This is a genomic window from Micromonospora sp. MGP-C2 (assembly GCF_057766525.1).
The window spans coordinates 3,111,499-3,138,448 of the sequence record NZ_JBYMEN010000002.1; the positions used below are offsets into that span (position 1 = coordinate 3,111,499).

Here is a 26,950-nt window from a genome sequence, read left to right on the forward strand (position 1 = left end):
TGACGTCATCCCACATCCAAAGCGAGCAGGTCCTCTTCGGTTTCCCGCCGGACGATCAGGCGCGCCTGGCCGTCGCGTACCGCGACCACCGGTGGCCGGGGCACGTGGTTGTAGTTGCTGGCCATGCTCCGGCAGTAGGCACCGGTGCCGGGCACCGCGACAAGATCTCCGGCCTGCACGTCGGCGGGCAGGAATTCATCCTTCACCACGATGTCCCCGGACTCACAGTGCTTTCCCACCACGCGGGCGAGCAACGGCTGCGCGGTCGAGGCCCGCGAGGCCAGCGTCGCCGAGTAGGACGCGTCGTACAGGGCGGTACGGATGTTGTCGCTCATCCCGCCGTCGACGCTGACGAACGTCCGGATGCCGTCGAGCTCCTTGACCGTGCCGACCTCGTAGAGGGTGAACACGGCCGGCCCGACGATGGCCCGCCCCGGCTCGATCGACAGGTGCGGCACGGCCAGGTTCTCCGCCGCGCACTCCGAGTCGACGATCTTGCGGAGGCGCTTGGCCAGGTCCTGTGGTGTGGACGGGTCGTCCTGGGAGGTGTACGCGATGCCGAAGCCACCGCCGAGGTCCAGCTCGGGCAACTCCACGCCGCGCGCGTCGCGGATCTGGGCCTGGAGGGCGAGCACCCGGCGGGCCGAGACCTCGAAGCCGCTGGCATCGAAGATCTGCGAGCCGATGTGCGAGTGCAGACCACGCAGCTCCAGCACACCCTCGTCGAGGATCTTGAACGCGGCGTTCGCGGCGGCGCCGCCGGCCAGCGAGAAGCCGAACTTCTGGTCCTCGTGGGCGGTGGCGATGAACTCGTGGGTGTGCGCCTCCACGCCGACAGTGACCCGCACCAGCACCCGCGGCCGAACCCCCCGCTCGCGGGCCAGCGCGGTGAGCCGGTCGATCTCGGTGAACGAGTCGACGATGATCCGCCCCACCCCGGCGTCCAGCGCCCGGGACAGCTCGGAGACCGACTTGTTGTTGCCGTGGAAACCGATCCGCTCCGGTGGCATCCCGGCCGACAACGCGGTGGCCAGCTCACCCCCGGTGCAGACGTCCAGGTGCAGGCCCTCCTCGGCGATCATCCGGACCACCGCTCGGCACAGGAACGCCTTGCCCGCGTAGAAGATGTCCTCGGTCGGGAAGGCCGCCCGGAAGTCGCGGCAGCGCGAGCGCAGGTCGGCCTCGTCCAGGACGTACACCGGGGTGCCGAACTCGGCCGCGATGTCGCGGACGCTCAGGCCCGCGACGGCGACCGCGCCGTCGGCCCCCCGCGTCACGCTGCGCGGCCACAGCGCCGGCATCAGGGCGTTGACGTCCTCGGGGGTACGCAGCCAGGCCGGCCCCTGCTTGCTGATGTCCGCGTGCAGCGCACCAGCCTCATGAGCCCGCATGTCACATCCTCTCGGGAGCGGAGACGCCGAGCAGGTGCAGACCGTTCGCGATCACGGTGCGGGTGGCGTTGTTGAGCCACAGCCGGGCGCGGTGCAGGTCGGTGACCTCCTCGTCGCCCAGCGGCAGCACCCGGCAGTTGTCGTAGAACCGGTGGTAGGAGGCGGCGACGCTCTCCTCCAGGTAACGGGCCACCCGGTGCGGTTCCCGCAGCTCGGCGGCCGTGGCCACCACGGCGGGGAACTCGGCGAGCGCCTTGAGCAGCTCGTTCTCCTTCTCGTGGTCGAGCAGCTCGGGACGGAACGCGTCCCCGTCGCCCGGGACCAGCCCCACCTCGGCGGCGTTGCGGGCCACGCCCGCGGTCCGGGCCGCCACGTACTGCACGTAGTAGACCGGGTTGTCGCGGGTCGCCCGGGTCCACAGCTCGATGTCGATGTCGATCGGGGAGTCGCTGGAGTAGCGGGCCAACGCGTACCGGGAGGCGTCCACGCCGATCGCCTCGACCAGGTCCTCCAGGGTGATCACGGTGCCGGCCCGCTTGCTCATCCGCATCGGGGCGCCGTCGCGCAGCAGGTTGACCAGCTGCCCGATGAGGATCTCCAGGTTGCGCTCCGGGTCGTCGCCGAAGCAGGCGGCCATCGCCTTCATCCGGCCGATGTAGCCGTGGTGGTCGGCGCCCAGCATGATCACGACCCGCTCGAAGCCGCGTTCGCGCTTGTCCAGGTAGTAGGCGCAGTCCGCAGCGAAGTACGTCCACTCGCCGTTGGACTTGCGCAGCACCCGGTCCTTGTCGTCGCCGAAGTCGGTGGTGCGCAGCCAGGTCGCGCCCTCGGACTCGTAGAGGTGCCCCTGCTGACGCAGCCGGTTCAGCGCGAGGTCCAGCTCACCCCGGTCGTGCAGGTCCTTCTCGTTGAAGTAGGTGTCGAACTCCACCCCGAAGTCACGCAGCGAGGAGCGGATCTCGTCGAACATCAGCGCGACGCCCTCGACCCGGAAGACCTCCTGGGCGGCGGCGTCGTCGAGGGTCCGCACCTCCGGCCGGCGGGCCTGCACCTCGGTGGCGATCTCGGCGATGTACGCCCCGCCGTAGCCGTCCTCCGGCGCCGGCTCACCCTTGGCGGCGGCGAGCAGCGACCTGGCGAACCGGTCGATCTGCGAACCCGCGTCGTTGAAGTAGTACTCCGTGCCGACGTCGGCGCCGGTGGCCCGCAGCAGCCGGCTCAGCGCGTCACCGACGGCCGCCCAGCGGACCCCGCCGATGTGCACCGGCCCGGTCGGGTTGGCCGAGACGAACTCCAGGTTAATCTTCTCGCCGGCCAGCCGGTCGCTGCGCCCGTACTCCGCGCCGGCCTCGACGATCACCCGGGCCAGCTGACCGGCCGCAGCCGCGTCGAGCCGTATGTTCAGGAAGCCCGGCCCGGCGATTTCAACCGATTTGACGCCCGATGCCCGGCCCAGCTCGTCGGCCAGGGCCGCCGCCAGCTCCCGAGGCGGGACGCCCACCTTCTTGCTCAACTGCAGCGCGAGCGTCGAGGCGTAGTCGCCGTGCTCGGGGTTGCGCGGTCGCTCCACCACCGTGCTCGCCGGCAGCGCGGCGCGGTCGAGCCCACGCTGCTCGAAGACGGCGTGGGCGGCGGCGAGGACGACCGAGGCTAGTTCTGCAGGAGTCACCCAACCATGTTATCGGGGGTAGACTCGGGCACTCGGCGGCTCCCCTGCGCGTCTACCGGCCCGCCACTCCCCTGACCGACCGACTTGACGAGGCACGATGAGCATCAGCACCCCGGGTGGCCCTGAGCGCCGCCCGACCGTGGTCAGCACCGGCAAGAAGCCGGCCGCCGGCCGGCCCGCCGCCGGCGCCAAGGCCGGTTCCGGCAAGCCGACGGGCAAGCCGGCGGGCTCCCCCCGGGCAGGTGGCAAGGGCCCTCGTAAGCCGGTCACCCCGGTCAAGGTGAGCCAGGGCCGCGCCTGGGGCCCCATCGCGCTCTTCGTCGCGGTGGGCGTGCTCGCGGCCGGCATCATCGGCTACGGCGCCTGGGCGTCGTTCCAGGGCTCCAAGCCGTGGGACAAGCGGGCCAACGCCATCGACGGCATCGCCAACATCCGCAAGTCCGACCCGGACAGCCTGAAGTACGAGTCGCACAAGTCGGGCCCGCTGACCTGGAACTACTCGCCGCCCGTGGGTGGGGTGCACAACGCCGCCTGGCAGAACTGCATGGGCGACGTCTACGACGCCCCGATCGCCAACGAGCACGCGGTGCACAGCCTGGAGCACGGCGCCGTGTGGATCACCTACCGGCCCGACCTCCCCAAGGACCAGGTCGACAAGCTCGCCGGCAAGGTGCGCGGCGTCGAGAAGACGCTGATGAGCCCGTACGAGGGCCTGGACAAGCCGATCTCGCTGCAGGCCTGGGGCTACCAGCTCAAGGTCGACAACGCCGACGACTCGCGGATCGACGAGTTCATCAAGGACCTGCGGGTCAACGCCTCCGTCGAGGGCCCGACGGCGCTCTGCAACACGGGTATCACCGCCACCGGCACCACGCCGCGTGAGCTCCAGCAGCAGCCCACTCAGTAAGGACGGCGATGACTGCCCCCGCCACCACCGACAACGAGTACGACGACACCCCGGCCGTCCCGGACGAGGACGGCCGGGCCCCGGCGTCGCGCTACGGCGTGCTGGCGCTCGCCGTCATGGTGGTGGTGGGGTTGCTCCTCGGGTACGCGGGCGGTCTGCTCACCCCACGCCTCACCCGACCCGGCGATGCGTCGGTCGAGGCGGGCTTCGCCCGGGACATGACGTCCCACCACGCGCAGGCGGTGGAGATGAGCCTGATCGCGTACCGGTCGGCCACCCTCCCCGAGGTGCGACAGATCGCCGTCGACATCGCCACCGGGCAGCAGGGCGAGATCGGCGCCATGCAGACCTGGCTGCGCGAATGGGACCTGAGCCCCACCGGGTCACAGCCGCCCATGTCGTGGATGTCCGACGGAGCCACGGTCAAGAACGGGCTGATGCCGGGGATGGCCACCCCGCAGCAGATGGCCGCCCTGCGCGACGCCAAGGGCATCGAGGTCGACCGACAGTTCCTGGCCCTGATGTACGCCCACCACCTCGGCGGCATCCACATGATCGACGCGGCCCTCGGCGAAACCGACAACGACGAGGTGCTGCGGGTGGCTCGGACGATGAAGGCCACCCAGCAGACCGAGCTGAACAACCTCCGGCAGCTCCAGGCGCAGGCCAAGGGCTGACCGACCCACGGGCACACCGGGCCCGCGTCACCGCCACACGATGGTGGGACGCGGGCCCGCTCCATACGGCCCCACCCATGCCCCGGCCCACGCCCACGTGCAGCCCATGCCCGGCCCAGCCCATGCCCGGCCCAGCCCATGCCCGGCCCAGCCTCGCCCACGCCCGGCACCGCCCATGATCGACTCGGGTTTCAGCAAACCGGGGTGTCAAGGCGACCGGGACACCACGACTTCCAGGAACCCGAGTCGATCAAGACGAAACACGTTGGCTTGCGCCCTGAAACATGGCCTTTGTCCGTTGTGGGGCAATGGCGAGGCACGGGCGATTACGTTGCTTAGAGAGTTTTCTCCGCACATATCGTGACCAGTTGCGATTCGGGCTCGTTGCCCAAGACGTGGGGGTTGCACTCAGAGACGCACGGCGTTCGGTCACCAGTTGGTGCCGACGCCACACCATTGGCGGTGACGGGGCGGTGGCAGCCGTCCGTCGCGGACAGCGGCAGGGCGAGCCGGGAATGCTCAGCCGCGAACAGGAACTCGAACTGATCGACACACTGCGGGGCGTCCACCCCGACGAGTTCGGCTTGGACGAGGAGCTGTGGACGCGGCAGAGCCTCACCACGCTCATCCAACGGCGCTTCGACCTGCCGTTGGACCCTGGCGCGGTCGGGGCGTACCTGCGGGCCTGGGGGTTGGGTCCGCGCGAGCCGCGCGAGCGCGCCTGCGGGCTCTGCGTCAGCGCGGTCGAGCGCTGGGTCCGCAGTGAGTACCCGGCGATCACCCGGGCCGCCCAGGAGCACCTCGCGGAGGTCTACTGGATCGGCCGGGTCCGACTGCGCGGCACCATGCCGGCGGCGGACGTGATCTCCGCGGTCTCGTCCCGTGGTCGGGTGCGCTTCATGATCACCACGCCGACGGTGGACCCGCCGCTCCCCCGTGACTTCGTGCTGCGCCTCAGCGGCGAGGAGCAGCGCACCGTGCACCTGATCGTGGACGGCTCCTGGCCGCGCAACGAGTGGCCACGCCGGCTCCCCCGGCGAATCGTCCTGCACCCGCTGCCCAGTTGCGGGCGGGCGATCGCGGCGGCCTGAGCACCGGGTGGGCCGGTTACCGACACGATCGGCTCACCCGATACCGATTCGGCGTACGGGGGGAGGGTTTGCTAGTCTTCTCCAGTCGCTGAGCCCCCGTAGCTCAGGGGATAGAGCACCGCCCTCCGGAGGCGGGGGCGCAGGTTCGAATCCTGCCGGGGGCACCAAGAAAGATTTCACCCGACAGTGCCGGGCGCAGGAGCGAGTTTGGCTCCCGCGCCCGTTTTGCGTTTCCGGCGGCCCTTCCGCCGCCGCGACCCTGTCGTCATCCTGCTGCTTCGGCGTAGCGGCGGGCGAGCCCCGCGAAGGCGTCCTTGAGTTCGGCGGGCCCGATCACCTCGATGTCGGCGTCGAACCTGCCGAGCGCGGCTGCGAGGCCGACCCAGGACCAGGAGCCCTGCACGAGCTTGCAGCGGTCGGGGCCGAGTTCTTCGACAAGCCCGTCGCGGGTGTACGTGGCGACGACGGCGGCGGGAAGGTCGAGGATGACCTCCCCCACGCAGGGCCACGCCGAGGTGTCGGTGGAACCTCGGAAGCGGCCCGTGACGTATGTGGCCACGTCTCCCATGGGCAGTTGTCGTGGGGTGAAGCGTGGCCCGGTCGGGGTACGCGGGCTGACCCGGTCACAGCGGAAGGTCCGCCAGTCGTCCCGGTCGAGGTCCCAGGCGACGAGATACCAGCGACCCTTCCAGGTGACGAGGTGGTGGGGCTCCACGCGGCGGGGCGGTGCGTCGGTGGCGGGGCTCGTCGAGGCGTAATCGAAGCGCAGAACCTCGTGGGCGTGGACGGCCGCGCCGATGGCTGTCAGCACTGTGCTGTCGACCGGGGTGTCCGGCCCGGTGGCGGGTTGTCCGACGGCGGTGACCTGGAGGGCGTCGATGCGGTGCCGCAGTCGGCTGGGCATGACCTGCCGCATGGTGTTCAGCGCTCGCGCCGCGCCCTCCTGGATTTCCGCCCCGGAGAGGGCTGCCACCTGGAGTGCGACGGCGATGGCGACGGCCTGCTCGTCGTCGAACAGCAGGGGTGGCAGTTGGGCGCCGGCGTCGAGCCGGTACCCGCCGTCCGGCCCCTTGAAGGCTCTGATCGGGTAGCCGAGCTCGCGCAGCCGGTCGACGTCGCGTCGCACCGTTCGCGTGCTCACGTCCAGCCTCTCGGCCAGGAGGCCGCCCGGCCAGTCACGCCGGGCCTGGAGGAGCGAGAGCAGCGACAGCAGTCTCGCGGAGGTCGGGGCCATGCATCCGAGTCTGCCCCCAATAGCGGCCACAACCTGACCGCTACCCCTGCCATCGTCGGCGTTGCACCCGGGCACCAGCCACGGGTCATGTCACACGAGGAGCAGCAATGAGCATCAACACCGTCGCGCACATCAACCTTCGGGGCAACGCGCGGGCCGCCCTCGATTTCTACCGGGCCGTCTTCGGCGGGGACCTCGTCGCGGTGACCTACGCCGACGCCCGGAACGTGCAGAACCCGGACGAGGCCGACCAGGTCATGTGGGGTCAGGTCACGTCCGCCGAGGGCTTCCAGATCATGGCGTACGACGTGCCGTCGGCGCGGCCGTGGAGCCAGGGCGATAGCCCGTTCTTCGTCTCGGTCCGGGGCAGCGACGCCGACGAGATCACCGACTACTGGAAGAAGCTGAGCGAGGGCTCAACCGTCCTGGTCGACCTCGCGCCCGCCGGCTGGGCTCCCCTCTACGGCATGCTCACCGACCCGTTCGGCGTCACCTGGGTGCTCGACGTCGCCGTCGAGTACGACGCCGCCTGACCAGAAGGAGCAGCCCACCGCCGATCCCGAGGGATCGGCGGTGGGCTTCGGTGCCGCTCAGTGCGCCTCGGCCGGCACCAACCTCAGGTGCGCCTCGGGTGTCGTACCCACGTCCGGGCCGCCGGAGTCCGAGCGGCGCTCGCGGCGTTTGAGCCACCGGTCGATCACGAGGTTTCCGACGAGCCCGACAGCGCCCCAGATGGCGATGACCAGCAGGTTCTGTCCGACGCCGACGCCGTCGAAGTACCGCAGCGATCGGGCGATGTCGACCGCCGCGGGCAGTGGCAGCACGTCCTGGAGAGGGCGGAACACCTCGGGGACCAGGTACACCGACATGCCACCGCCGGAGGCGGGTACGCCGGCCATCATGAGCACCACCATCATCGGGATGATTCCCGCCAGGCCGACGGTGCGGGTGAGCACTCCGGTGGCCAGGGAGACCGAGAAGATGGTCAGGGTGCCGTAGGCGATCGTCTCCAGGGCGTTGCCGCTGATCGCGCCGATGAGGACGTCGAAGAGGAACCACAGCCAGACGGACATGCCGATCGCCCAGCCGCCCAGCAGCGGCAGGAACTGGCGCAGGCGGCGCACGTGCGGGGCACCGCCACGCAGGACGGCCAGGAACAGGAAGCCGGCCATGATCCAGGACATGCCGACGTACATGCTGTTGCTGCCGCCGGTGTCGGTCTCGCTCAGGGGTTGCACGTCGGTGAGCGTGAGCGGGAGGCCCTGGGCCGCGGTGATCGGCTGGAAGATCGCGCGGATCGCGGACTGCTGGCTGGCGTTCGCGGCGGACGCCGAGTAGAGCGTCGCCGGGGTGTCCGGTGCCGACGGCAGAACGAAGGCGGCGACCACCTCGCGGGACCGAATCTGCTTGGTGGCCTCATCCACGGTGCCGGCGACGGTGACGTCGAGGATGCCGTCGAGCTGCGCGTTGAGACCGGCAGCGGTCTGCTGAGCCTGCCCCGGGGCGGCGGCGACCACGGCGACCGGGATGTCGTGCGGTTGCGGTTTGTGCATGGAGAACCCCATGGCGCCCACGACGACCACGAGGATGGCCAGCGGGAAGCCGGCCGCGGCCACGTACCGGAACCGCTTGGAGCGCGGCGGCCCGCCGGCCAGAGCGGGGGCCTTCGAGTCGGGGTCGGTGATCGGGGGGACGCCGGGGATGATCTTCCCGCTCGCGCTGCGCTCCTTGAGCAGGCAGAGCGCGAGGGCGACCACGATCCACACGGCCAGGACGATCAGGTGGGTGCCCAGACCGTTGCCGTCGAAGTACAGGACCGAGCGCAGCGCCTCACCGGCCGCCGGGAGCGGCAGCACGCCATGCAGGAACTGGAAGAACCCGGGCATGTTGTGCACGGACAGGGCCAGGTTCGACGCGGGCATGCCGAACACGACCCAGAGCAGCATGCCGGGCAGCACCGCGAGAGGCCCGACCACCTTGGAGAGCAGCAGCTGGGCCAGGCCGACGGCTGCGGTGGCGAGCATGCCGACGCCGAGGAAGGTGAGGTAGTGGCCCTCGACGGCGCCCACGACGGGCCCGAGGATGAGCCAGATGATCGAGCTGGTGAGCGCGGACCAGCCGGCCAGCACGGGCAGGAACCGTCGCAGCCGCAGCAGGTGGGGGACGCCCATCACCATGATGCTCAGTGGCACGTACCCGGCCAGCATCATGCCCATCGCGGCGAACAGGACCGCGATGCCGGCCGAGTCACCGGCCGGTAGCGGTGCGACGTCCTCGGTGGTGGTCTGCCAGCTGTTCTGGAAGGCCACCGGCGCGAGCAACTGCTGGACGGTGGCGTTCTGTGAGGCTCCGGCCGCCGACGCGGTGAGGATGGTGGCGTTGGCGCCGCCAGCGGTGGGCAGGATGAGCGCGCCGGTGGCTTCCTGGTCGTGCAGCAGGTCGACCGCGTCGTCGCGGGTGGCCACCAGTGTGGCCTCGGTGCTGTCAGCGGCGTTGAGCCCGTCGACGACGGCCTGCGCCGTGGCGCCGCTGCCGACGACCGCGACCGGCATGTCCCGGGGGTGCGGTGAGTGCATGGTCGACATGTAGGTCGCGAACATCATGGTGACCATGAGGAACGGCATCACGAACAGGGCGACCATTCGGATGATCTGTTCCTTGCGGTCCGCGCCGGGCGGGCGGCCGTCCACCACGTCGGCAGCCTCGATCACGGCTTCGGTATCCATGCACGCTCCAGCTCATGTTTGTACGCCAGTTGACTTACAAACTGTAGGCGGCGGATGCCGGGACCGGGAATCCGGCTAGGTTGACCTGAGTCACATCCGGGCGAGAAACACGAGGGGGCCGGTCATGAGGCGCTCCGAGGCGGCCCGCACCGCGCTGCTGGACGCGGCGGAGCGGCTGTTCGCCGAGTCGGGAGTCGCCGAGGTCTCCGCCCGCAGGGTGGCTGAGGCGGCCGGTAACACCAACCACTCGGCGGTGCGCTACTACTTCGGCGGGCGCGAGGGCCTGCTGAAGGCGCTCATGGCCCGCCACGTACACGACGTGACGGAACAACGCGCCGGGATGCCCCCACCCGAGGACTCCGTCCTCGGCGACATCCGCGGTCTCGTGGAGCCGAGCATGCGCGCCCTCGACCAGCTACCGCGCCCGAGCTGGCGGGCCCGGTTCCTGGAACACATGCTGCACAACCCCACCACCTTGCCGATCGTGCGGGAAGCGCAGGACACCACGCCGCAGGCACTGGAGCTGCGCGAGTCACTGGCCGCGCGGCTACGGCACCTCGACCCGGAGGTGGTCGCCGGCCGGGCGCTCCTGATCACCCGCATCGTCAGCACCACGACGGCCGAGGTCGAGGCACGCGCCGAACGCTACGGCGAAGACCCGCGATGGCCCGAGGTCGGCGACTTCCTCGTCGACGCCATCACCGGAATGCTCAGCGCCCCCATCAGCCGGCCACGCCGAGCGGACAGCTGATCGCCGGCTCACCTGCTGACGTACGCCGCCAGGTGCTCGCCGGTGAGGGTGGAACGACCGGCCACGAGGTCGGCCGGGGTGCCCTCGAAGACGATCCGGCCACCGTCGTGGCCGGCGCCCGGACCGAGGTCGATGATCCAGTCGGCGTGCGCCATGACCGCCTGATGGTGCTCGATGACGATCACCGACTTGCCGGAGTCGACGAGGCGGTCGAGCAGGCCGAGCAACTGCTCGACGTCGGCCAGGTGCAGGCCGGTGGTCGGCTCGTCGAGGACGTAGACGCCGCCCTTCTCGGCCATGTGGGTGGCCAGCTTGAGCCGCTGCCGCTCGCCGCCGGACAGGGTCGTGAGCGGCTGCCCCAGGCTGAGGTAGCCGAGCCCGACCTCGGCGAGCCGGTCGAGGATGGCGTGCGCGGCGGGCGTACGCGCCTCGCCTGCACCGAAGAACTTCTCGGCCTCGGTCACCGACATCGCCAGCACCTCGCTGATGTCACGACCGCCGAAACGGTATTCCAGCACCGACGCCTGGAACCGCTTGCCCTCGCAGTCCTCGCAGGGAGCGGCGACGCCGGCCATCATCCCCAGGTCGGTATAGATGACACCGGCACCGTTGCAACTCGGGCAGGCACCCTCGGAGTTGGCGCTGAACAGCGCCGGCTTCACACCGTTGGCCTTCGCGAACGCCTTACGGATCGGGTCCAACAGCCCGGTGTACGTGGCCGGGTTGCTCCGCCGTGAGCCCCGGATCGCGCCCTGGTCGATCGACACCACGCCCGCTCCGGCGGGGATCGACGCGTGCACCAGGGAGCTCTTGCCGGAGCCGGCGACGCCGGTGACGACGACGAGCACGCCGAGCGGCACGTCGACGTCGACATCGCGCAGGTTGTTGGCCGACGCGCCACGGATCTCCAGCTTGCCGGTGGGCCTGCGGACCGTCTCCTTGAGCGTCGCCCGGTCGTCCAGGTGGCGCCCGGTGATGGTGCCGCTGGCGCGCAGACCCTCCAGGGTGCCCTCGTAGCAGACGGTCCCGCCGTCCGTGCCTGCGCCGGGACCGAGATCGACGACGTGGTCGGCGATGGCGATGGCCTCCGGCTTGTGCTCCACGACCAGCACGGTGTTGCCCTTGTCGCGCAGTTGGAGCAGCAGCTCGTTCATCCGCTGGATGTCGTGCGGGTGCAGCCCGATCGTCGGCTCGTCGAAGACGTAGGTGACGTCGGTGAGCGAGGAGCCCAGGTGGCGGATCATCTTGGTGCGCTGTGCCTCGCCACCGGAGAGGGTGCCCGACGGCCGGTCGAGGGACAGGTAACCCAGGCCGATCTCCTCGAACGAGTCGAGGAGGTGTTGCAGCCCCGCCAGCAACGGGGTCACCGAGGGCTCCTTGATCCCGCGCACCCAGGCGGCCAGGTCACTGATCTGCATCGCGCAGGCGTCGGCGATGTTCTTTCCCTTGATCTTCGACGACAGGGCCTCCTTGCTGAGCCGGGTGCCGGCACAGTCGGGGCAGGTCGTGAAGGTCACCGCCCGCTCCACGAAGGCGCGGATGTGCGGTTGCAACGCGTCGATGTCCTTGGAGAGGAAGGACTTCTGGATCGACAGGATCAGGCCCGCGTACGTCAGGTTGATGCCGTCGATCTTGATCTTGGTCGGCTCCCGGTGGAGCAGGTCGTGCTGCTCCCGCTTGGTGAATTTGCCGATCGGCTTGTCCGGGTCGAAGTAGCCGCAGCCACGGAAGATCCGGCCGTACCAGCCCTCCATGCTGTAACCCGGGATCGTGATCGCGCCCTCGTTGAGCGAGAGGCTGTCGTCGTACAGCGCCGACAGTTCGATGTCGGTGACCGCGCCCATGCCCTCGCACCGCGGACACATGCCGCCGAGACGGGTGAAGGTCGCCTTCTCGGTCTTCGTCCTGCCAGCGCCACGGTCGACGGTGATCGCACCGGTCGCCTTCACCGAGGGGACATTGAAGGAGTATGCGTTGGGCGAGCCGATCTGCGGTTGCCCGAGCCGACTGAACAGGATGCGCAGCATCGCGTTGGCGTCGGTGGCGGTGCCGACGGTGGACCGGGAGTTGGCGCCCATCCGCTCCTGGTCCACGATGATCGCCGTGGTCAGGCCGTCCAGCAGGTCGACCTCGGGCCGCGCCAACGTCGGCATGAAACCCTGCACGAACGCGCTGTACGTCTCGTTGATCATCCGCTGCGACTCGGCGGCGATGGTGCCGAACACCAGCGAGCTCTTGCCGGAGCCGGAGACACCCGTGAACACCGTCAGCCGCCGCTTCGGGATCTCGACGCTGACGTCCCTGAGGTTGTTGACGCGTGCGCCCTGCACCCGGATCAGGTCGTGGCTGTCGGCAACGTGCGGCGCGGACGGCTGGGTGGCCGTGCTCATCGTGTCTCCATCTGTCGGGCGGGACGACTCAGCGCACTTCCTGGATGCGGATCATATTGCCGGCGGGGTCCCGGAAGGCGCAGTCGCGTACGCCGTACGGCTGCTCGGTCGGCTCCTGGACGACCTCGGCGTCGCTGGCCTCCAGCTTCGCGAACGTGGCGTCCAGATCGGTGGTGGCGAGGTTGACACCGAAGTAGCTGCCCTTGGCCATCAGCTCAAGGATGGTCTGCCGCTCGGCGTCGGTGATGCCCGGGTTGGCGGTCGGAGGGTGCAGGACGATGGCTGTGCTGGGCTGGCCGACCGGCCCGACCGTGATCCAGCGCATCCCCTCGTAACCGACGTCGAGGCGGACCTCGAAGCCGAGGATGTCGCGGTAGAAGGCCAGGGAGGCGTCCGGATCGGTGTGCGGAAGGAAGCTGGAGTGAATCGTGATGTCCATGGCCGTCACGCTAGTTGCGGCTCCGTGACCCGCGCTTCTCGATTCCTGATCGGTCTGGTCACCTGCTTCGCCACGCACGACGGCATCCCGGCCGTCGCCTGCGCCGCCTGACGGCGGTAGACGCTGGGCGGCACGCCGACCAGCTCGGTGAAACGGGTGCTGAAGGTGCCCAGCGACGAACAGCCCACCGCGAAACAGACATCGGTGACGCTCAGGTCGCCACGACGCAGCAGCGCCATGGCCCGCTCGATCCGTCGTGTCATGAGGTAGCTGTATGGGACTCGCCATAGGCGAGCCGGAACTCGCGGCTGAGGTGCCCCGCCGACATGTGCGCGCCACGCGCGAGCGCCTCGACGTCCAGCGGTTGCGCGTACTCCCGGTCGATCCGGTCGCGGACCCGGCGCAGCCGCGCCAGGTCGCCCAGTCGCTGGGTCGCGTCGGGTTTGCTGCTCACCTGGAAAATCGTGCCACAACCCACCGACATTCGGCCGGTCGCCGGGCGCGAGCGGGGGCCGACGAGCCTGGTCAGCCGGCCTCGCGGCGGGCACGGGCCCGGCGCTTCCCCTCGTGCATGGCCTGCACCCGGGCCACCGGGATGGTCCGGCCCTCGGCGACCAGGTCGGCGGGGAGCGGCTGCGGGGCCGGCATCAGCGCGGCCCAGGGATCGCCGTCGGCGACCAGCGACGGCACCGTCCGGATGGTGAAGTCGGCGGGGGTCACCTCGGTCAGGTCGGCCCAGTCGACAGGGAAGGAGACCGGCATCCCGGGGCGCAGTCGAGGGCTGTACGCGGCGGCCACGGTGGCCCCGCCCGCGCGGGTGGCGTCCACGAAGACCCGGCCACCCCGGTCCTCCTTGATGTACGCCGTGGTCGCCAGCGCCGGGTCGAGCCGCTCGGCGCGGACGGCGAGCGCCCGGGTGGCGGCGGCCAGCTCCTCCGCCGTGGGTTCGTCGGCCACCGGGACGAACACGTGCACGCCCTTGGCCCCGCTGGTCTTGACGGCGCCGGCGAGGCCGGAGTCGGCCAGCGCCTGGCGGACCAGCAGGGCGGCGGCGACCGCCGCGCGGAACCCGTCGCCCTCCGGCGGGTCCAGGTCGAGCACCAGGTGGGTCGGGCGGTGCGGGTCCGCCGCGGTGGCCAGCGTCGGGTGGTACTCCACCGCCCGCTGGTTGGCGAACCAGAGCAGGGTACGGCGGTCGTCGCAGAGGGCGTACGAGATCTCCCGGTGCGACGCCTCCGCCCAGACCGGCACCCGGCGAACCCAATCCGGCGTGTAGCGGGGAAGGTTCTTCTGCATGAACGGTGGCTGGCCGGGGCGGACCCTGATCACCGACAGCGGGCGGCCCCGCAGTTGCGCGAGGATCGGGTCGTGGACCGCGTCGAGGTAGTCGACCAGGTCGCGCTTTGTCGCGTCGTCGCGGTCGGACAACGGCTGGTCCAGGTTGGTCAGGGCCACGCCGTCCCGGGTCTCGTCAGCCTCGCTCACCCGACCACCCTCCCGGCCTGAGTGCCGTCGGTCAACCGGACGCGGCGCTTCGGTGCGGATCGTTTCCGGCCCCTGCGCCGACCGGGTCCGCAGGACCGGCGTCGGGCGCGGCGCCGGCCGGGTGTCGGGGCAGCGTCGTCACCGCGACCAGCAGCGCGGCGACCACCAGGCCGGCGGCCACGGCGAACGCGGTCCGGTAGCCGCCGGCGAGCGCTGCCGTCTCGGCCCAGCCGGAAGCCCGCAGAGCGTCGCTGCCCGCGGCGGCCAGGGTGGCCAGCACGGCCAGGCCGACCGCGCCGCCGACCTGCTGGGTGGTGTTGGCGAGGCCGGAGGCGAGCCCGGCGTCCGTGTCGGTCGCGCCGGCCATCGCGAGGGTGGTGACCGCCGGCAGGGTCAGGCCGCCGGCCACCCCGAAGACGAGCATGGCGGGGAGTACGTCCACGGCATAGCCACCGTCGGCGGGCAGCCGGGCGAGCAGCAGGAACCCGACGGTCGCCAGGCCGAGCCCGGCCAGGAGCACGCTCCGGGCACCCCAGCGGGCGATCAGCCGACCGGCGAAGCCGAGCGACACCACCGCGATCACCACCGGGGTGGGCAGGAAGGCCCAGCCGGTGGCCGACGCGTCCAGCCCGAGCACCAGTTGCAACTCCACGGCGAGCAGGAACTGGAAGCCGAAGTACGCGGCGACCATGAGGAACTGCACGGTGTTCGCCGCGACCAGGCCCGGTACGCGCAGCACCCGGGCCGGCAGCAGCGGGACGGCCGCGACTCGCTGACGTACGGCGAACCCGCCGAGCAGCAGCACCGCGAGCACCGCCGTACCGAGGGTGCGTGGGCTGGTCCAGCCGTGCTCGGCGGTGCCCACGATGCCCAGCACGGCGACCATGAGGCCGGCGGTGGCGAGCAGCGCGCCGGGCACGTCCAGGCCGGACCGCAGGCCGATGCCCCGTTCGGCGGGGAGCCGGCGGACGGCGGCGAGCAGGATGACCGCCCCGATCGGCAGGTTGACCAGGAAGATCGACCGCCAGCCGGCAGCCTCGGTGAGCACCCCACCGGCGACCGTGCCGATCGACGCGCCGGCCGCTCCGGTGAAGCTGAACACGGCGATCGCACGGGCCCGCTCGGCCGCCTCGGGGTAGAGCCGGACGATCATGCCGAGACTGACCGCCATGGCGAGCGCGCCGCCGACGCCCTGCCCGAAGCGCGCGGCGACCAGCAGCGCCGGCCCGGTGGCGACCGCGCAGGCCAGCGAGGCCACTGTGAACAGTGTGATGCCGGCCAGGAAGACCCGCCGTCGGCCGAGCAGGTCGCCGAGACGGCCGGCGAGCAGCAGCAGCCCGCCGAACGCGACCAGGTAGGCGTTGACCACCCACGCCAGGCCGGCGGCGGTGAAGCCCAGGTCGCGTTGTACGGCGGGCAGTGCCACAGCGACCACGCTGCCGTCCAGGATGATCATCAGGCTGCCGGCGCAGAGCACCAGCAGCGCTGGCCAGCGGGACGCGACGACACGGTCCATGGAACCCCTCCTTGGTGCACGGTTTGTTACCGAGGTCATCGTCTGTGACCATGAGCCGGAGCGGAAGGAGGCACTGTTGTGTCCCAGAGGAACAGCGATGTGTCCGCGCAGGTGAAGGCCGAGTTGACCTGCGCGGCCGAGAACGTGCCGTTCACCCCGGGTCAGGCCCGGGCCTGCACCGTCCGCGAGGTGCTCGACCGGGTCGGCGGCAAATGGAGCATCAGCATCCTGGTGTCCGCCTCACACGGCCCGGTGCGCTTCACCGAGCTGGAGCGGAACGTCGAGGGGATCAGTCGGCGGATGCTCACGCTGACGCTGCGCAACCTGGAACGGGACGGCCTGCTGCACCGCACGGTCTATCCGACCGTCCCACCCAAGGTCGAGTACACGGCGACCCCTATGGCCTTGGAGCTCTACGAGTCGCTGGTGGCACTCACGAGCTGGGCCGAGCGGCACCGCCGGGCCATCGCCGAGGCGCGGACCAGGTACGACACCGAGCACGCCGGTTAAACCGCGCACCGGTGTGGGGAACGCCACCACGCCAATCTGACCGATCGGTCAGGGTCTGACCGATCGGTCAGGCATGCTGGTCTGCGGAGGTGGACCAGTGATGGCCAGAGCAGTGTCCGAGACGCACGGCGAGATCCTCGCCGCGGCGGCGCGGCAGTTCGCGGTGACCGGTTACCGGGGCACCTCGCTCCAGGACATCGCCCGCGAGGTCGGCTGTTCCAAGGCGACCGTGCTCTACCACTTCGCCAGCAAGGAAGCCCTGCTCGCCGAGCTGATGGCCCCGGCGATCGCGGTGCTGCGAGACCTCGACGACCAGCTCACCGGGCTGACCGGAGCGGTCGCCCAGCAGGCGGCCGCCGTCGGCTTCGTCGACCTCGCGGTCCGGTTCCGGGGTGAGATCGCGCTGCTCCGCGGCGAGTTCGCAGAACTGCTCTGCCAGCCGGCCTTCGCACACATCCAGCAGATCTCGGAACGCCTTCGGGACGCGTTGGCCGGCCACTCGGACCGGCCGGTAGCCCGGGTCACGGCACTGGTGCTACTGGCCGGCATCCCCGAGGCGTGCGCCGAATTCGTCGACATTCCCGACGACGACCTGCGCTCCGCCCTGCTCACCCTCGTCCGGCGGGCCGTCGACCCCGTCGACGCAGCCCTGCCCCAACAACCCACGACCGAGGACAAGGACTCCTGATGGCCACCCTGCTCTACCGGCTCGGCCGGGGCGCGTTGCGCCGGCGACGGCTAGTCGTCGCGCTCTGGCTCGTCGTACTCGTCGTCGCCGGCCTGGCCGCGGCGACCCTGCGCGGCCCGACGGCGAGCAACTTCACCATGCCCGGCACCGAGAGCCAGCGCGCGCTCGACCTGCTCAGCGAGCAGTTCCCCGCGGCCAGCGGCGCCACCGGCACCATCGCGGTCAAGGCGCCGGCCGACGGTCAACTGGCCACCCCCGAGGGTCAGGCCGTGGTGCAGGAGCTGGTCCAGGAGGCCTCGACACTGCCCGGCGTGGTCGGCGCGGTCAACCCGTTCCAGGTCGGCGCGGTCTCGCCCAACGGCCGGTACGCGCTGGTCCAGGTCCAGTTCGCCACCGGCGGCGACGAGGTGACCGACGAGCAGCGCACCGCGTACGAGGAGGTCGGCGCCGCCGTCGAGGCGAAGGGTTGGCAGGTCGCCCCGGGCGGCGAGGTGCTGGGTGGTGAGCCGGAGATCGGCTCCACCGAGGCGCTCGGCGTACTGGTCGCCGCGATCGTCCTGATCATCACGTTCGGTTCACTGGTCGCCGCTGGAATGACCATGCTCAACGCGCTGATCGGCGTCGGCGTCGGCATGGCCGGTCTGTTCGCGCTGAGCGGCGTCATCGAGTTGACCAGCACCGCGCCGATCCTGGCGCTGATGCTCGGCCTCGCCGTCGGCATCGACTACTCGTTGTTCATCACCTCCCGGCACCGACAGAACCTGCTCGAAGGCCTGTCACCGGAGGAGGCGGTCGGCCGCGCGGTGGGCACCGCCGGTTCTGCCGTGGTCTTCGCGGGTGCCACGGTGGTCATCGCCCTCGCTGGCCTGGCCGTGGTGAACATTCCGTTCCTCACCGTGATGGGTCTCGCCGCCGCCGGCACTGTCACCATCGCCGTGCTCGTGGCGATCACCCTCCAGCCCGCACTGCTCGGCTTCGCCGGCAACCGGGTGCTGCCGCGCCGCCTGCGTTCCACGGTCGATGCCGCGGCGCCTGGTGAGCCGGTGGGCGAAGAGACGGTGCCGGCCGAGGACCGCTCCGGGTTCGGCTTCCGCTGGGCGCGGTTCGTCATCCGCTTCCGGGTGCCGGTCATCCTGGTCTCGCTGCTCGGCCTGGGCCTGCTCGCGCTGCCCACGCCGGACATGCGGCTGGCCCTGCCGGACGCCAGCACGGCGACGGTGGGCTCACCGGCCCGGGTGGCGAGCGACCTGACCACCGAGGGCTTCGGTCCGGGCTTCACCGGCCGACTTGCGGTGGTCGTGGCGGGCGACGACGCGCAGGCGACGGCGGCCGCAGTGCCGCAGGTGACCGCGATGATCCAGCGCACCGAGAACGTCCTCGCGGTGGCACCGCCGCAACTGAGCCCGGACGGTCGGACCGCGCTGCTCGGCGTGGTGCCGAAGACCGGCCCGACCGACGAGGCCACCGAGACCCTGGTGCACGAAGTCCGCGACGCGGTCGGCGGGGTCCAGGGCGTCGAGGTGCTGCTCACCGGCGCCACCGCGGTCGGGATCGACGTCTCGGAGAAGCTCTCCGATGCGCTGCCGATCTACCTGCTGCTGGTCGTCGGGCTCTCGGTGCTGCTGCTGATGCTGGTGTTCCGCTCGCTGCTGGTGCCGCTCAAGGCGGCGCTGGGCTTCCTGCTCACCGTGGCCGCTACGTTCGGCATCACGGTGGCGATCTTCCAGCAGGGCCACCTCGCCAACCTGGTCGGCCTGGACACCCCGGCCCCGCTGGTCAGCTTCCTGCCCATCTTGCTGATCGGCATCCTGTTCGGGCTGGCCATGGACTACGAGGTGTTCCTGGTCTCCCGGATGCGGGAGGACTTCGTGCACGGCGACACCGCGCGTGAGGCCACGATCAGCGGCATGGGCCACGGTGCCCGGGTGGTCACCGCCGCCGCGCTGATCATGATGTCCGTCTTCGGCGGCTTCGTTTTCCTCGAAGACCCGATCATCAAGTCGATGGGCTTCGCGCTCGCCATCGGCGTGGCCATCGACGCGTTCGTGGTCCGGATGACCATCGTGCCGGCGGTGATGTCCCTGCTCGGCGACCGTGCCTGGTGGCTCCCCCGGTGGCTCAACCGCGCCCTGCCCAACGTGGACATCGAGGGCGAGGGCCTGCGCGAGCACCTGGAGGACCGGACCCCCACTCGGGTCTGAGCCCCACCTGGTCGATCATGGAGTTGTGGTGTCCGCCGTGCCTCGGTCCGGGGCGTTGGTCGGGCACCACAACTCCATGATCGGCACGACCGGGGTCGGGTCAAACCCCGGCCGGGTACGTTTCCATCTCGCCGGGGGCGGCCGGGACCGGCAGCGGGTGCAGGGCCGTCGTCTCGTCACACCAGATGAAGGCGTCGTACCGGTCGCCGAGCCGCGTCGGCACGTAGTTGCCCCAGGACTCGAAGGACGGGTCGTAGACGACCCCGATCGCCCGGTGATCGACGGTCTCGGTGACCCAGCCCGGCTGGTCGTCGCCGCCGAAGATCAGGACCGCCCGCTCCGGCATCAGCTCGTGCAACCGCCGCTCGACCGACCCTTCCCGCGCCGGAGGCACCACCATCGCCTCCGCGGGCGAGCCCCAGCGGGGAGCGGCGATCACCGTGCCCCGGTAGCTACCGAAGCCGATCAGGGCCACCGCGTCGTCGCCGTGCCGTTCCCGGGCCAACTGACCGATGTTGACCATCCCGTCGGCGGCCATGTCGGTGGCCCGGGCATCCCCGACGTGCGTGTTGTGGGCCCAGACGATCCCCCGGGCGTCCGGCCCGTACCGTTCCAGCAGCCGGTCCAGAGTGTCCTGCATGTGGGTGTCGCGGATGTTCCACGAGTCCGGCCCGCCGGCCACCATCGCGCGGTAGTACCGCTCCGCGCCGGCCACCACCTCCGCGTTCTGCCAGGCCGAGAAGCGATCCGGACCGTCGGAGAGGGCGTGTTCGCGGGTGCGGGCGAGCAGCCGGACCACCTCCTCCTCGCAACGGGCGGAGACGAACCTGCTGGCCGCGCCGTACTCCTCGACCCTCTTGCCGTACGGCTCGAAGCAGCGGTAGGCGTCCTGCGCCGCCTCCAGCGACGTCGGATCCTCCTCCCCCAGGTAGTCGAAGATCGCCTGCATCGACTCCCAGAGGCTGTACACGTCGAGCCCGTGGAACCCGGCCCGTTGATCCTCCGGCCGCTCCACGTTCCAGGCCCGCAGCCAACTGGCGAACCGGGCCACCTCGGCGTTGGCCCACATCCAGGTCGGCCACCGCTCGAACTGCTCCAGGGCGAACTGCGGTTCGAGTGCGCCACCCGGCGCGGCCGTCACCGAGCGGTGCACCCGGTCACAGTCCGGCCAGTCACCCTCCACGGCCACGAAGGAGAACCCGCACTCCGCGATCAACCGGCGGGTGAGCTGCTCACGCAACCGGTAGTAGTCGTAACTGCCGTGGGTGGACTCTCCGATCATCACCACCCGGGCGTCGCGAACGCGCTCCAGCAACGGGTCGAAGTCGCTCGGCGCGCCGAGCCGCTGAACCAGCATGCCAGCGGCTACCCGGCCGCCGCTGCGGCAAACCGTGGGCGCGCCGCGGCCCGACACGCCGGCCGCCGGGCCGCCGGGGTGCCGACCAAGCCGGTGTACGGCCACCGCGATCGGGTAGCCGGCCGACATGACCGTCACCGGCGTTCAGTTGCAGGAGTACCTGGCCGGGCTCGACTACCCGGTCTCCCGGGAGGATCTGGTCCGCTGGGGCCAGGAGAACGGGGCCAGCACGGCGATGTTGCAGATGTTGCAGGCGTTGCCGGCGGATCAGTTCGACTCACCGGACGAGCTGAGCGCCGCGCTGACCACCCTCTCCTGAGCTGTCCTCCAGCGCCGCGACCCTCGGGTTACGCGAGGGCGACGGTGCGGGATTCGGCGCGGGCGGTTTCGGCGGCGGCGAGGATGCCGACGACCTCACGGCCGAAGCGGACGTCGCAGCGGTGGTCACGGGTGCCGGCCCGCACCTGCTCGACCAGTTGGTCGATCGCGACTCCGAACGCGGTGGCGGCGTCGTTTTCGCCGAACGGGACGTTCTCGATGCCGTTCTCGCCGTAGAACACGAACTCCCGGGCCATCGACTCGGTCGGGGCATCCAGGGAGAGCGAGGCGCTGCTGGTGGCACCGCCCTCGTGGGTGAGCAGCAGGTGCACCATGCCGCTCGGCCCGTCCATCGCCGCCACCTGGGTCACCCGACCCAGCACGGGCAGGAGGATGGAGAGCGCGTGCGGGGCGATGTCCCAGAGCGCGCCGTGCTCCCGGCGCCACAACGAGCCGCCGTACGGGCTGCCGTCCTGGAAGATCGAGGCGAAGGCGGTGGTCCGGCCGTGCTGCCACCCCCCTGCGGCAGCGGTGGCGGCGAGGAACGCCGTCACGTTCGGCTGGAACCGCTGGGTGAAGAAGACGACCGAGGCGACCCCGGACTCCTCGGCGGCGGCGACCACCCGGTCGGCGTCGGCCACGCTGAGCGCCAGCGGCTTGTCCAGCAGCAGGTGCCGTCCGGCGGAGGCGGCCCGGACCGCGATATCGGCCTGGACGTCCGGCGGCAGCGCGACGGCGACCGCCTCGCACTGCTCGATCAGGGCATCGACGTCGGCGTAGGCCGGCACCCCGTACCGCTCGGCCAGCGCGGAGGCCCGCTCCGGGTTACGCCCCCACACTCCGACCAACTCCGCGTCCGGGTGTGCGTGCAACGCCTTCCCGTGCGTCTCGATCGCCCAGTGACCGGTGCCGAACAAACCGAACCGCAGCACGTGTACCTCCGCTGTTTCCCCACCCCGCGGCAACGCCACGGACGCGATCCACGCTAGTCGCCCCACCAGGGGCATCGGCGGCGGGTCGACCAACCGGAGCAGCTCACATCCTGTGCCACCGGGCGTGGCCGGGATCCGGTCGGCGCCTGTCGAGCTGCCCCACTCGTGGGGCGGAGCTTGGGCTTGGGCTTGGGCCTGGGTCTGGGTCTGGGCCTGGGCCTGGGTCTGGGTCTGGGTCTGGGTCTGGGTCTGGGTCTGGGCTTGAGCCCGGGCGGGAGGTCGGGACGGGCCGCCGGACGCGTGATCGACTCGCATTCCTTGATTCCGGGGCATCCGGAGGCTCGCGACACCCCGCTTTACAGAAAGCCGAGTCGATCATGGAGCCTCTCGCCGCGCCCCACGCGGGGGTGACCCTCGACCACGACAGCCGACCCGCCGCGCCCCACTCACGGGGCAGCTCTACAGCGAGCGGCGGACACCCTGCCGTCCGCCCGAGGTCGGCGGCGGCGAGGGCGAGGGCGAGGGCGAGGCAGGGTCATCCCGTTACTACGACGGTTAGTAGGCTGTGCCGGTGACCGAGGCAACGACCGGGCGGGTCCGGTGACCAGCGTGAGCGCCGACTCACCGGTGGACGGGATCGTCGCGACCGTGTCGATCGTGCTGTCGCTGCTCGTCGCGGCGCGGGCGCTGGTGGGGGCGGTTCGCCAACGGCCGCCGGACCGGGCGCAGTTCGTCGGTCTGGCCGTACTCGAAGTGGCGTTGCTCGTCTTGGGTGTGCTGGCGCTCGTCGCGGTCGGCGGCGGGGATCGGCCCGGCGAGCCCGGCGCCTTCTTCGGTTACCTGGTCACGCTGGTCTGCCTGCCGCCGCTGGCGTGGGTGCTGGCCCGGATGGAGCCGACCCGATGGGGTTCGGCGATCGTGTGCGCAGTCTGCCTGGTGACCCCGGTGGTGGTGGTCCGGTTGCAGCAGACCTGGGAGGTGCTCGGTGGTTGAGACACAACCGGTCCGGCGTCGCACGAACACCGGGCCTGGTCGGCTGCTGATCGCGGTCTACCTGCTCTTCGCCATCGCGGCGACCAGTCGGGCCGGCCTCCAGATCGCCACCAAGTTCGACGAGGCGCCGGTGGCGTACCTACTGTCCGCGCTGGCCGCGCTCATCTACATCGTGGCCGCGGTGGGGCTCGCCCGTGCCGGGCACACCGGGCGACGGGTCGCGCTGGCGTGCTGCTCCGTGGAGCTCGTCGGGGTCGTCGCGGTCGGCGTCCTCAGCCTGGTCGACAAGGATCTCTTCCCGGACGAGACGGTCTGGTCGCAGTTCGGCAGCGGGTACGGCTACATCCCGCTGGTGCTGCCGGTGCTCGGCCTGATCTGGCTCTGGCGCACCCGCCGCGACCCCGCCTGACCCGGCGACGAGGGCGTCCCCTGCGCGAAGGAACGCCCTCGTCGGGACAACCTGTCAGTCCCGTGGGCCGCCGGCGACGTAGATGACCTGGCCGGAGACGAAACCGGCACCCTCGCTCGCCAGGAACGAGATGGTGTGCGCGACGTCCTCCGGCCGCCCCGGTCGACGGACCGGGATCTCGGCCGCGGCGTGCTTCTGGAAGTCCTCGAAGTCGACCTTCATGCGGGCGGCGGTGGCAGCGGTCATGTCGGTGACGATGAAGCCGGGTGCGACCGCGTTGACGGTCACCCCGAACGGCCCCAGCTCGATGGCGAGCGTCTTGGTGAAGCCCTGGAGGCCGGCCTTGGCGGCGGCGTAGTTCGCCTGGCCCCGGTTGCCCAGCGCGGAGGTGCTGGAGAGGTTGACGATCCGCCCCCACTTGCGGTCCACCATGTGCTTCTGCGCGGCCTGGCTGAACAGGAACGCACCGCGCAGGTGCACGCCCATCACCGTGTCCCAGTCGGCGTTGGTCATCTTGAACAGCAGGTTGTCGCGCAGCACGCCGGCGTTGTTGACCAGGACGGTGGGCGCGCCCAGCTCGGCGGCGACACGGGCCACCGCCGCCTCGACCTGATCGCGGTCGGAGACGTCGGCGCCCACACCGAGCGCCCGGCCACCGTCGGCGGCGATGGCGTCCACCGTCTCCTTCGTGGCCGACTCCTCGATGTCGACCACGGCGACGGCCATCCCGTCGGCGGCCAGCCGCCGGGCGGTGGCCGCACCGATACCGCGTGCGGCTCCGGTGACGATGGCGACGCGGGGCTCCTCCGACATGATTACCTCCCAGTAACGTGCGGTCGATCGGAGGAGCTTAACGTCAACAGGCCGACCCTCGGCATAGGCGAATCCACCGGTATCCGTACCCGGAGACCTTCACCGCGCCGAGCTTGCCCAGCTCGCCGTAACCCCGGTCGGTGAGCACGTCGATCGGGAGGTCGGCCTCCGGCTCCAGGCTGCTCAGGTCCACCTCGACGTCGTCGGTGCCGAGGTTGTGCACGAAGACCATGGTCCCGGTCGGCCCGTCCGCGCGGTGCGCGAGCACTCCGGCCGGCATCGCCACGTCGATGTGGGTCGTCGAGCCGGAGCCGATCTCCGGAGCCTCCCGCAGCGTACGGATCATGCGCTCGAACCAGGCGAGCAGTGACTTGGCGTCGCTCCGCTGGGCGGTGACGTTGACGTTCTGGTAGCCGAACTCACCCTTGTCGATCACCGGGCGGACCAGCTTCTCCGGGTCCGCCGTGGAGAAGCCGGCGTTCGGCTGGAACGACCACTGCATCGGGGTACGGATCGCCTCCCGGCCGGGCAGCGACAGGTCCTCGCCCATCCCGATCTCCTCGCCGTAGCGCAGCACCGGCGTGCCGCGCATGGAGAACTGGAGGGCGTACGCCAGTTCGAGGCGACGCCGGTCGTTGCCGAGCATCGGGGCGAGCCGGCGACGGATGCCCCGGTCGTAGATGCGCATGTTCTCGTCCGGGCCGAACTGCTCGTACACCTGGTTGCGTTGTTCGGTGGTCAGCCGGGACAGGTCGATCTCGTCGTGGTTGCGCAGGAAGGTGGCCCACTGCCCGCCGACCGGCAGCTTCGGGGTGTCGTGCAACGCGTCGATCAGCGGCTCCGGGTCCTGCCGGGCCAGGGCGAGCATGAGACGACCGTTGAGCATGAAGTCGAAGAGCATGTGGATCCGGTTGCCGGAGCCGCTGCCGTCGCCGAAGAACGTCGGCAGCTCGTCGGGCTCGACGTTCGCCTCGGCCAGCAGGACGGCGTCGCCGCGGCGCCACTGCACGTGCTGGCGCATCTCGGTGAGGAACTCGAAGTCCTTCGGCGAGTTCGGGTTGCCCGGCTCGGTCAGCTCGATGATGAACGGCACCGCGTCCATCCGGAAGCCGGAGACGCCGAGCTGGAGCCAGAACGACATGATCTTCTTGACCTCGGCCCGGACTTCCGGGTTGGCGAAGTTGAGATCCGGCTGGAACTTGTAGAACCGGTGGTAGAACCAGGCCTTGGCGGTGCGGTCGTAGCTCCAGGTCTCCTTCTGCTCGCCGGGGAAGACCATGCCCTGGTGCCGGTCGTCCGGCTCGGTGTCGGACCAGACGAACCAGTCCCGGTACGGCGAGTCCGGCGAGGAGCGGGCGGACTGGAACCACGGGTGCTCGTCGGAGGTGTGGTTGACCACCAGGTCGATGATCACGCGGATGCCGCGGTTCTGTGCCTGGTGCAGCAGCTCGGCGAAGTCGCCCAGCGTGCCGAAGCGCGGGTCGACGTTGTAGAAGTCGGTGACGTCGTAACCGTCGTCACGGTTGGGCGACGGGTGGATCGGGTGCAGCCACAGGCAGGTCACCCCGAGACGGGCCAGGTAGTCCAGCCTCCCGATCAGCCCACGAATGTCACCGACGCCGTCGCCGTCGGAGTCGGCGTACGTGTCGATGTCGAGGCAGTAGACGACGGCTTCGGAATACCAACGGTCACCCATGCCGGAGGAACATCTCCGTTCGATCACCGCGGCAAACCAGCCCGGCGGGCCGCACCTCGTGGTGGGCTACCGTGCCGGTCATGGAGATCGACCTCGTACCGCCGAGCGAACCGATGGACTGGTCCCGGGGCAGCTGGCTGCACCCGCCGGTACGCGTCGAGGAGGGCCCGGCCGGTGAGCTGGTCGTCGAACCGGCCGCGGAGAGCGACTTCTGGCGGCGGACCAGCTACGGCTTCGTCCACGACGACGGCCCGGCCCTGCTGGCACCGCTGCCCGTCGGCGCGGCCATGGAGGTGAGCTTCCGGCTCGACTTCTCGGCACAGTTCGACCAGGCCGGTGTGCTCGTCCGCGTCGACGAACGGACGTGGACCAAGGCCGGTGTCGAGATGAGTGACGGCGAGTCGCAGCTCGGCGCGGTGGTGACCCGGGAGTTCTCCGACTGGTCGGTGGCGCCGGTGCCGCAGTGGGCGGGCCGGGAGGTGACAGTGCGGGCCAGTCGGGCCGGCGACGCGCTGACCGTCCGCGCCCGGGTCGATGAGGAGCCGTGGCGACTGGTCCGGCTCACCCCGCTGGACCCGGCGGCCGAGGCGCTCGCCGGACCGTTCTGCTGCGCACCGTCCCGCGCCGGCCTGACCGTGGTGTTCACCGGGTGGCGGCAGGGGCCGGCGGACACCGCGCTGCACCCGGAGCACTGAGCGCAGGTGTAGCGCGGGTCCTGCTGGGTATGACCCTCCGATCCCCCGAAGCCGACCGGAAG

At 70.8% G+C, this 26,950-nt stretch carries 24 protein-coding genes, 1 tRNA gene and 1 pseudogene; 13 read left to right on the forward strand and 13 right to left on the reverse strand.

What is annotated here, in order from left to right; all coding sequences use genetic code 11:
* Nucleotides 1-5: 5 nt before the first annotated feature.
* Both lysA and argS read right to left on the reverse strand, forming a co-directional pair.
* Nucleotides 6-1,391, reverse strand: a complete 1,386-nt coding sequence (gene lysA, locus AC3CF1_RS13905; protein ID WP_328370774.1) for a diaminopimelate decarboxylase — start codon at nt 1,389-1,391, stop codon at nt 6-8.
* Nucleotide 1,392: 1 nt separating this feature from the next.
* Nucleotides 1,393-3,060, reverse strand: a complete 1,668-nt coding sequence (argS, locus tag AC3CF1_RS13910; RefSeq protein ID WP_355162429.1) for an arginine--tRNA ligase — start codon at nt 3,058-3,060, stop codon at nt 1,393-1,395.
* Between the two features lie 97 nt (nt 3,061-3,157).
* Here argS and AC3CF1_RS13915 point away from each other — a divergent pair, with 97 nt between their 5' ends.
* The 4 genes from AC3CF1_RS13915 to AC3CF1_RS13930 all read left to right on the forward strand — a co-directional run bounded on the left by AC3CF1_RS13915 (nt 3,158) and on the right by AC3CF1_RS13930 (nt 5,902).
* The gene (locus AC3CF1_RS13915; RefSeq protein WP_141910951.1) at nt 3,158-3,967 is read left to right on the forward strand and encodes a thioredoxin-like domain-containing protein; all 810 of its coding nucleotides are present in this window, start codon (nt 3,158-3,160) and stop codon (nt 3,965-3,967) included.
* A gap of 8 nt (nt 3,968-3,975) precedes the next feature.
* Nucleotides 3,976-4,644 carry a DUF305 domain-containing protein gene (locus tag AC3CF1_RS13920; RefSeq protein ID WP_210795228.1) on the forward strand — a complete coding sequence of 223 codons (669 nt, stop codon included), beginning with the start codon at nt 3,976-3,978 and terminating at the stop codon, nt 4,642-4,644.
* 395 nt (nt 4,645-5,039) lie between these two features.
* Nucleotides 5,040-5,735: a winged helix-turn-helix domain-containing protein gene (locus AC3CF1_RS13925; RefSeq protein WP_088949940.1), complete on the forward strand. Its 696-nt coding sequence runs from the start codon at nt 5,040-5,042 to the stop codon at nt 5,733-5,735.
* A gap of 92 nt (nt 5,736-5,827) precedes the next feature.
* Nucleotides 5,828-5,902 (forward strand) — tRNA-Arg (locus AC3CF1_RS13930).
* 98 nt (nt 5,903-6,000) lie between these two features.
* Here AC3CF1_RS13930 and AC3CF1_RS13935 read toward each other — a convergent pair.
* Complete coding sequence (locus AC3CF1_RS13935) at nt 6,001-6,969, reverse strand: helix-turn-helix transcriptional regulator (RefSeq protein ID WP_488450613.1); 969 nt, start codon at nt 6,967-6,969, stop codon at nt 6,001-6,003.
* A gap of 107 nt (nt 6,970-7,076) precedes the next feature.
* On the opposite strand from AC3CF1_RS13935, the gene AC3CF1_RS13940 reads away from it, so the two are divergent.
* Nucleotides 7,077-7,502 carry a VOC family protein gene (locus tag AC3CF1_RS13940; protein ID WP_354982341.1) on the forward strand — a complete coding sequence of 142 codons (426 nt, stop codon included), beginning with the start codon at nt 7,077-7,079 and terminating at the stop codon, nt 7,500-7,502.
* A gap of 57 nt (nt 7,503-7,559) precedes the next feature.
* On the opposite strand, the gene AC3CF1_RS13945 is transcribed toward AC3CF1_RS13940, so the two are convergent.
* Nucleotides 7,560-9,695, reverse strand: coding sequence for an ABC transporter permease (locus AC3CF1_RS13945; RefSeq protein WP_488450614.1), 2,136 nt, complete (start codon nt 9,693-9,695; stop codon nt 7,560-7,562).
* Between the two features lie 124 nt (nt 9,696-9,819).
* Between AC3CF1_RS13945 and AC3CF1_RS13950 the strand changes: the two genes are divergently transcribed.
* Nucleotides 9,820-10,446, forward strand: a complete 627-nt coding sequence (locus AC3CF1_RS13950) for a TetR/AcrR family transcriptional regulator (protein ID WP_488450615.1) — start codon at nt 9,820-9,822, stop codon at nt 10,444-10,446.
* An 8-nt stretch (nt 10,447-10,454) separates the two neighbouring features.
* Here the strand turns inward: AC3CF1_RS13950 and AC3CF1_RS13955 are convergent, their stop codons facing one another.
* The 5 genes and pseudogenes from AC3CF1_RS13955 to AC3CF1_RS13975 all read right to left on the reverse strand — a co-directional run bounded on the left by AC3CF1_RS13955 (nt 10,455) and on the right by AC3CF1_RS13975 (nt 16,276).
* Entirely contained in the window at nt 10,455-12,836 is a 2,382-nt protein-coding gene (locus tag AC3CF1_RS13955; RefSeq protein ID WP_488450616.1) for an ATP-binding cassette domain-containing protein, read from the reverse strand.
* Between the two features lie 28 nt (nt 12,837-12,864).
* Nucleotides 12,865-13,275 (reverse strand): VOC family protein, encoded by a 411-nt coding sequence (locus AC3CF1_RS13960; protein WP_088951985.1) that lies wholly within the window; start codon nt 13,273-13,275, stop codon nt 12,865-12,867.
* 5 nt (nt 13,276-13,280) lie between these two features.
* A pseudogene (locus AC3CF1_RS13965) lies at nt 13,281-13,759 on the reverse strand (helix-turn-helix transcriptional regulator).
* Between the two features lie 41 nt (nt 13,760-13,800).
* Complete coding sequence (locus AC3CF1_RS13970) at nt 13,801-14,760, reverse strand: DNA polymerase domain-containing protein (RefSeq protein WP_088949946.1); 960 nt, start codon at nt 14,758-14,760, stop codon at nt 13,801-13,803.
* 31 nt (nt 14,761-14,791) lie between these two features.
* Nucleotides 14,792-16,276, reverse strand: coding sequence for an MFS transporter (locus AC3CF1_RS13975; protein WP_355160512.1), 1,485 nt, complete (start codon nt 16,274-16,276; stop codon nt 14,792-14,794).
* A gap of 123 nt (nt 16,277-16,399) precedes the next feature.
* Between AC3CF1_RS13975 and AC3CF1_RS13980 the strand changes: the two genes are divergently transcribed.
* The 3 genes from AC3CF1_RS13980 to AC3CF1_RS13990 all read left to right on the forward strand — a co-directional run bounded on the left by AC3CF1_RS13980 (nt 16,400) and on the right by AC3CF1_RS13990 (nt 19,675).
* The gene (locus tag AC3CF1_RS13980) at nt 16,400-16,786 is read left to right on the forward strand and encodes a winged helix-turn-helix transcriptional regulator (protein WP_354982373.1); all 387 of its coding nucleotides are present in this window, start codon (nt 16,400-16,402) and stop codon (nt 16,784-16,786) included.
* Between the two features lie 100 nt (nt 16,787-16,886).
* The gene (locus AC3CF1_RS13985) at nt 16,887-17,474 is read left to right on the forward strand and encodes a TetR/AcrR family transcriptional regulator (protein ID WP_354982347.1); all 588 of its coding nucleotides are present in this window, start codon (nt 16,887-16,889) and stop codon (nt 17,472-17,474) included.
* Nucleotides 17,474-19,675 carry an MMPL family transporter gene (locus AC3CF1_RS13990; protein WP_354982348.1) on the forward strand — a complete coding sequence of 734 codons (2,202 nt, stop codon included), beginning with the start codon at nt 17,474-17,476 and terminating at the stop codon, nt 19,673-19,675. The genes AC3CF1_RS13985 and AC3CF1_RS13990 overlap by 1 nt, the downstream gene beginning before the upstream one ends.
* A 100-nt stretch (nt 19,676-19,775) precedes the next feature.
* Here AC3CF1_RS13990 and AC3CF1_RS13995 read toward each other — a convergent pair whose 3' ends face one another.
* Nucleotides 19,776-21,032 carry an erythromycin esterase family protein gene (locus AC3CF1_RS13995; RefSeq protein WP_488450617.1) on the reverse strand — a complete coding sequence of 419 codons (1,257 nt, stop codon included), beginning with the start codon at nt 21,030-21,032 and terminating at the stop codon, nt 19,776-19,778.
* Between the two features lie 127 nt (nt 21,033-21,159).
* On the opposite strand from AC3CF1_RS13995, the gene AC3CF1_RS14000 reads away from it, so the two are divergent.
* The gene (locus tag AC3CF1_RS14000) at nt 21,160-21,351 is read left to right on the forward strand and encodes a DUF2795 domain-containing protein (RefSeq protein ID WP_088949951.1); all 192 of its coding nucleotides are present in this window, start codon (nt 21,160-21,162) and stop codon (nt 21,349-21,351) included.
* Nucleotides 21,352-21,379: 28 nt separating this feature from the next.
* Here the strand turns inward: AC3CF1_RS14000 and AC3CF1_RS14005 are convergent, their stop codons facing one another.
* A complete protein-coding gene (locus AC3CF1_RS14005) occupies nt 21,380-22,282 on the reverse strand; it encodes a Gfo/Idh/MocA family protein (RefSeq protein ID WP_185755410.1) in 903 nt (300 codons plus the stop codon).
* A gap of 600 nt (nt 22,283-22,882) precedes the next feature.
* On the opposite strand from AC3CF1_RS14005, the gene AC3CF1_RS14010 reads away from it, so the two are divergent.
* Both AC3CF1_RS14010 and AC3CF1_RS14015 read left to right on the forward strand, forming a co-directional pair.
* The gene (locus tag AC3CF1_RS14010) at nt 22,883-23,275 is read left to right on the forward strand and encodes a hypothetical protein (protein ID WP_488450618.1); all 393 of its coding nucleotides are present in this window, start codon (nt 22,883-22,885) and stop codon (nt 23,273-23,275) included.
* A complete protein-coding gene (locus AC3CF1_RS14015; RefSeq protein ID WP_488450619.1) occupies nt 23,268-23,684 on the forward strand; it encodes a hypothetical protein in 417 nt (138 codons plus the stop codon). The genes AC3CF1_RS14010 and AC3CF1_RS14015 overlap by 8 nt, the downstream gene beginning before the upstream one ends.
* A 54-nt stretch (nt 23,685-23,738) precedes the next feature.
* Here AC3CF1_RS14015 and fabG read toward each other — a convergent pair whose 3' ends face one another.
* Together fabG and AC3CF1_RS14025 are read right to left on the reverse strand one after the other, a co-directional pair.
* Nucleotides 23,739-24,497 carry a 3-oxoacyl-ACP reductase FabG gene (gene fabG / locus AC3CF1_RS14020; RefSeq protein ID WP_210795204.1) on the reverse strand — a complete coding sequence of 253 codons (759 nt, stop codon included), beginning with the start codon at nt 24,495-24,497 and terminating at the stop codon, nt 23,739-23,741.
* Nucleotides 24,498-24,540: 43 nt separating this feature from the next.
* Entirely contained in the window at nt 24,541-26,193 is a 1,653-nt protein-coding gene (locus AC3CF1_RS14025; RefSeq protein WP_179780778.1) for an alpha-amylase family protein, read from the reverse strand.
* 80 nt (nt 26,194-26,273) lie between these two features.
* Here AC3CF1_RS14025 and AC3CF1_RS14030 point away from each other — a divergent pair, with 80 nt between their 5' ends.
* A complete protein-coding gene (locus AC3CF1_RS14030) occupies nt 26,274-26,888 on the forward strand; it encodes a DUF1349 domain-containing protein (protein ID WP_210795200.1) in 615 nt (204 codons plus the stop codon).
* The last annotated feature ends 62 nt before the right edge of the window (nt 26,889-26,950 follow it).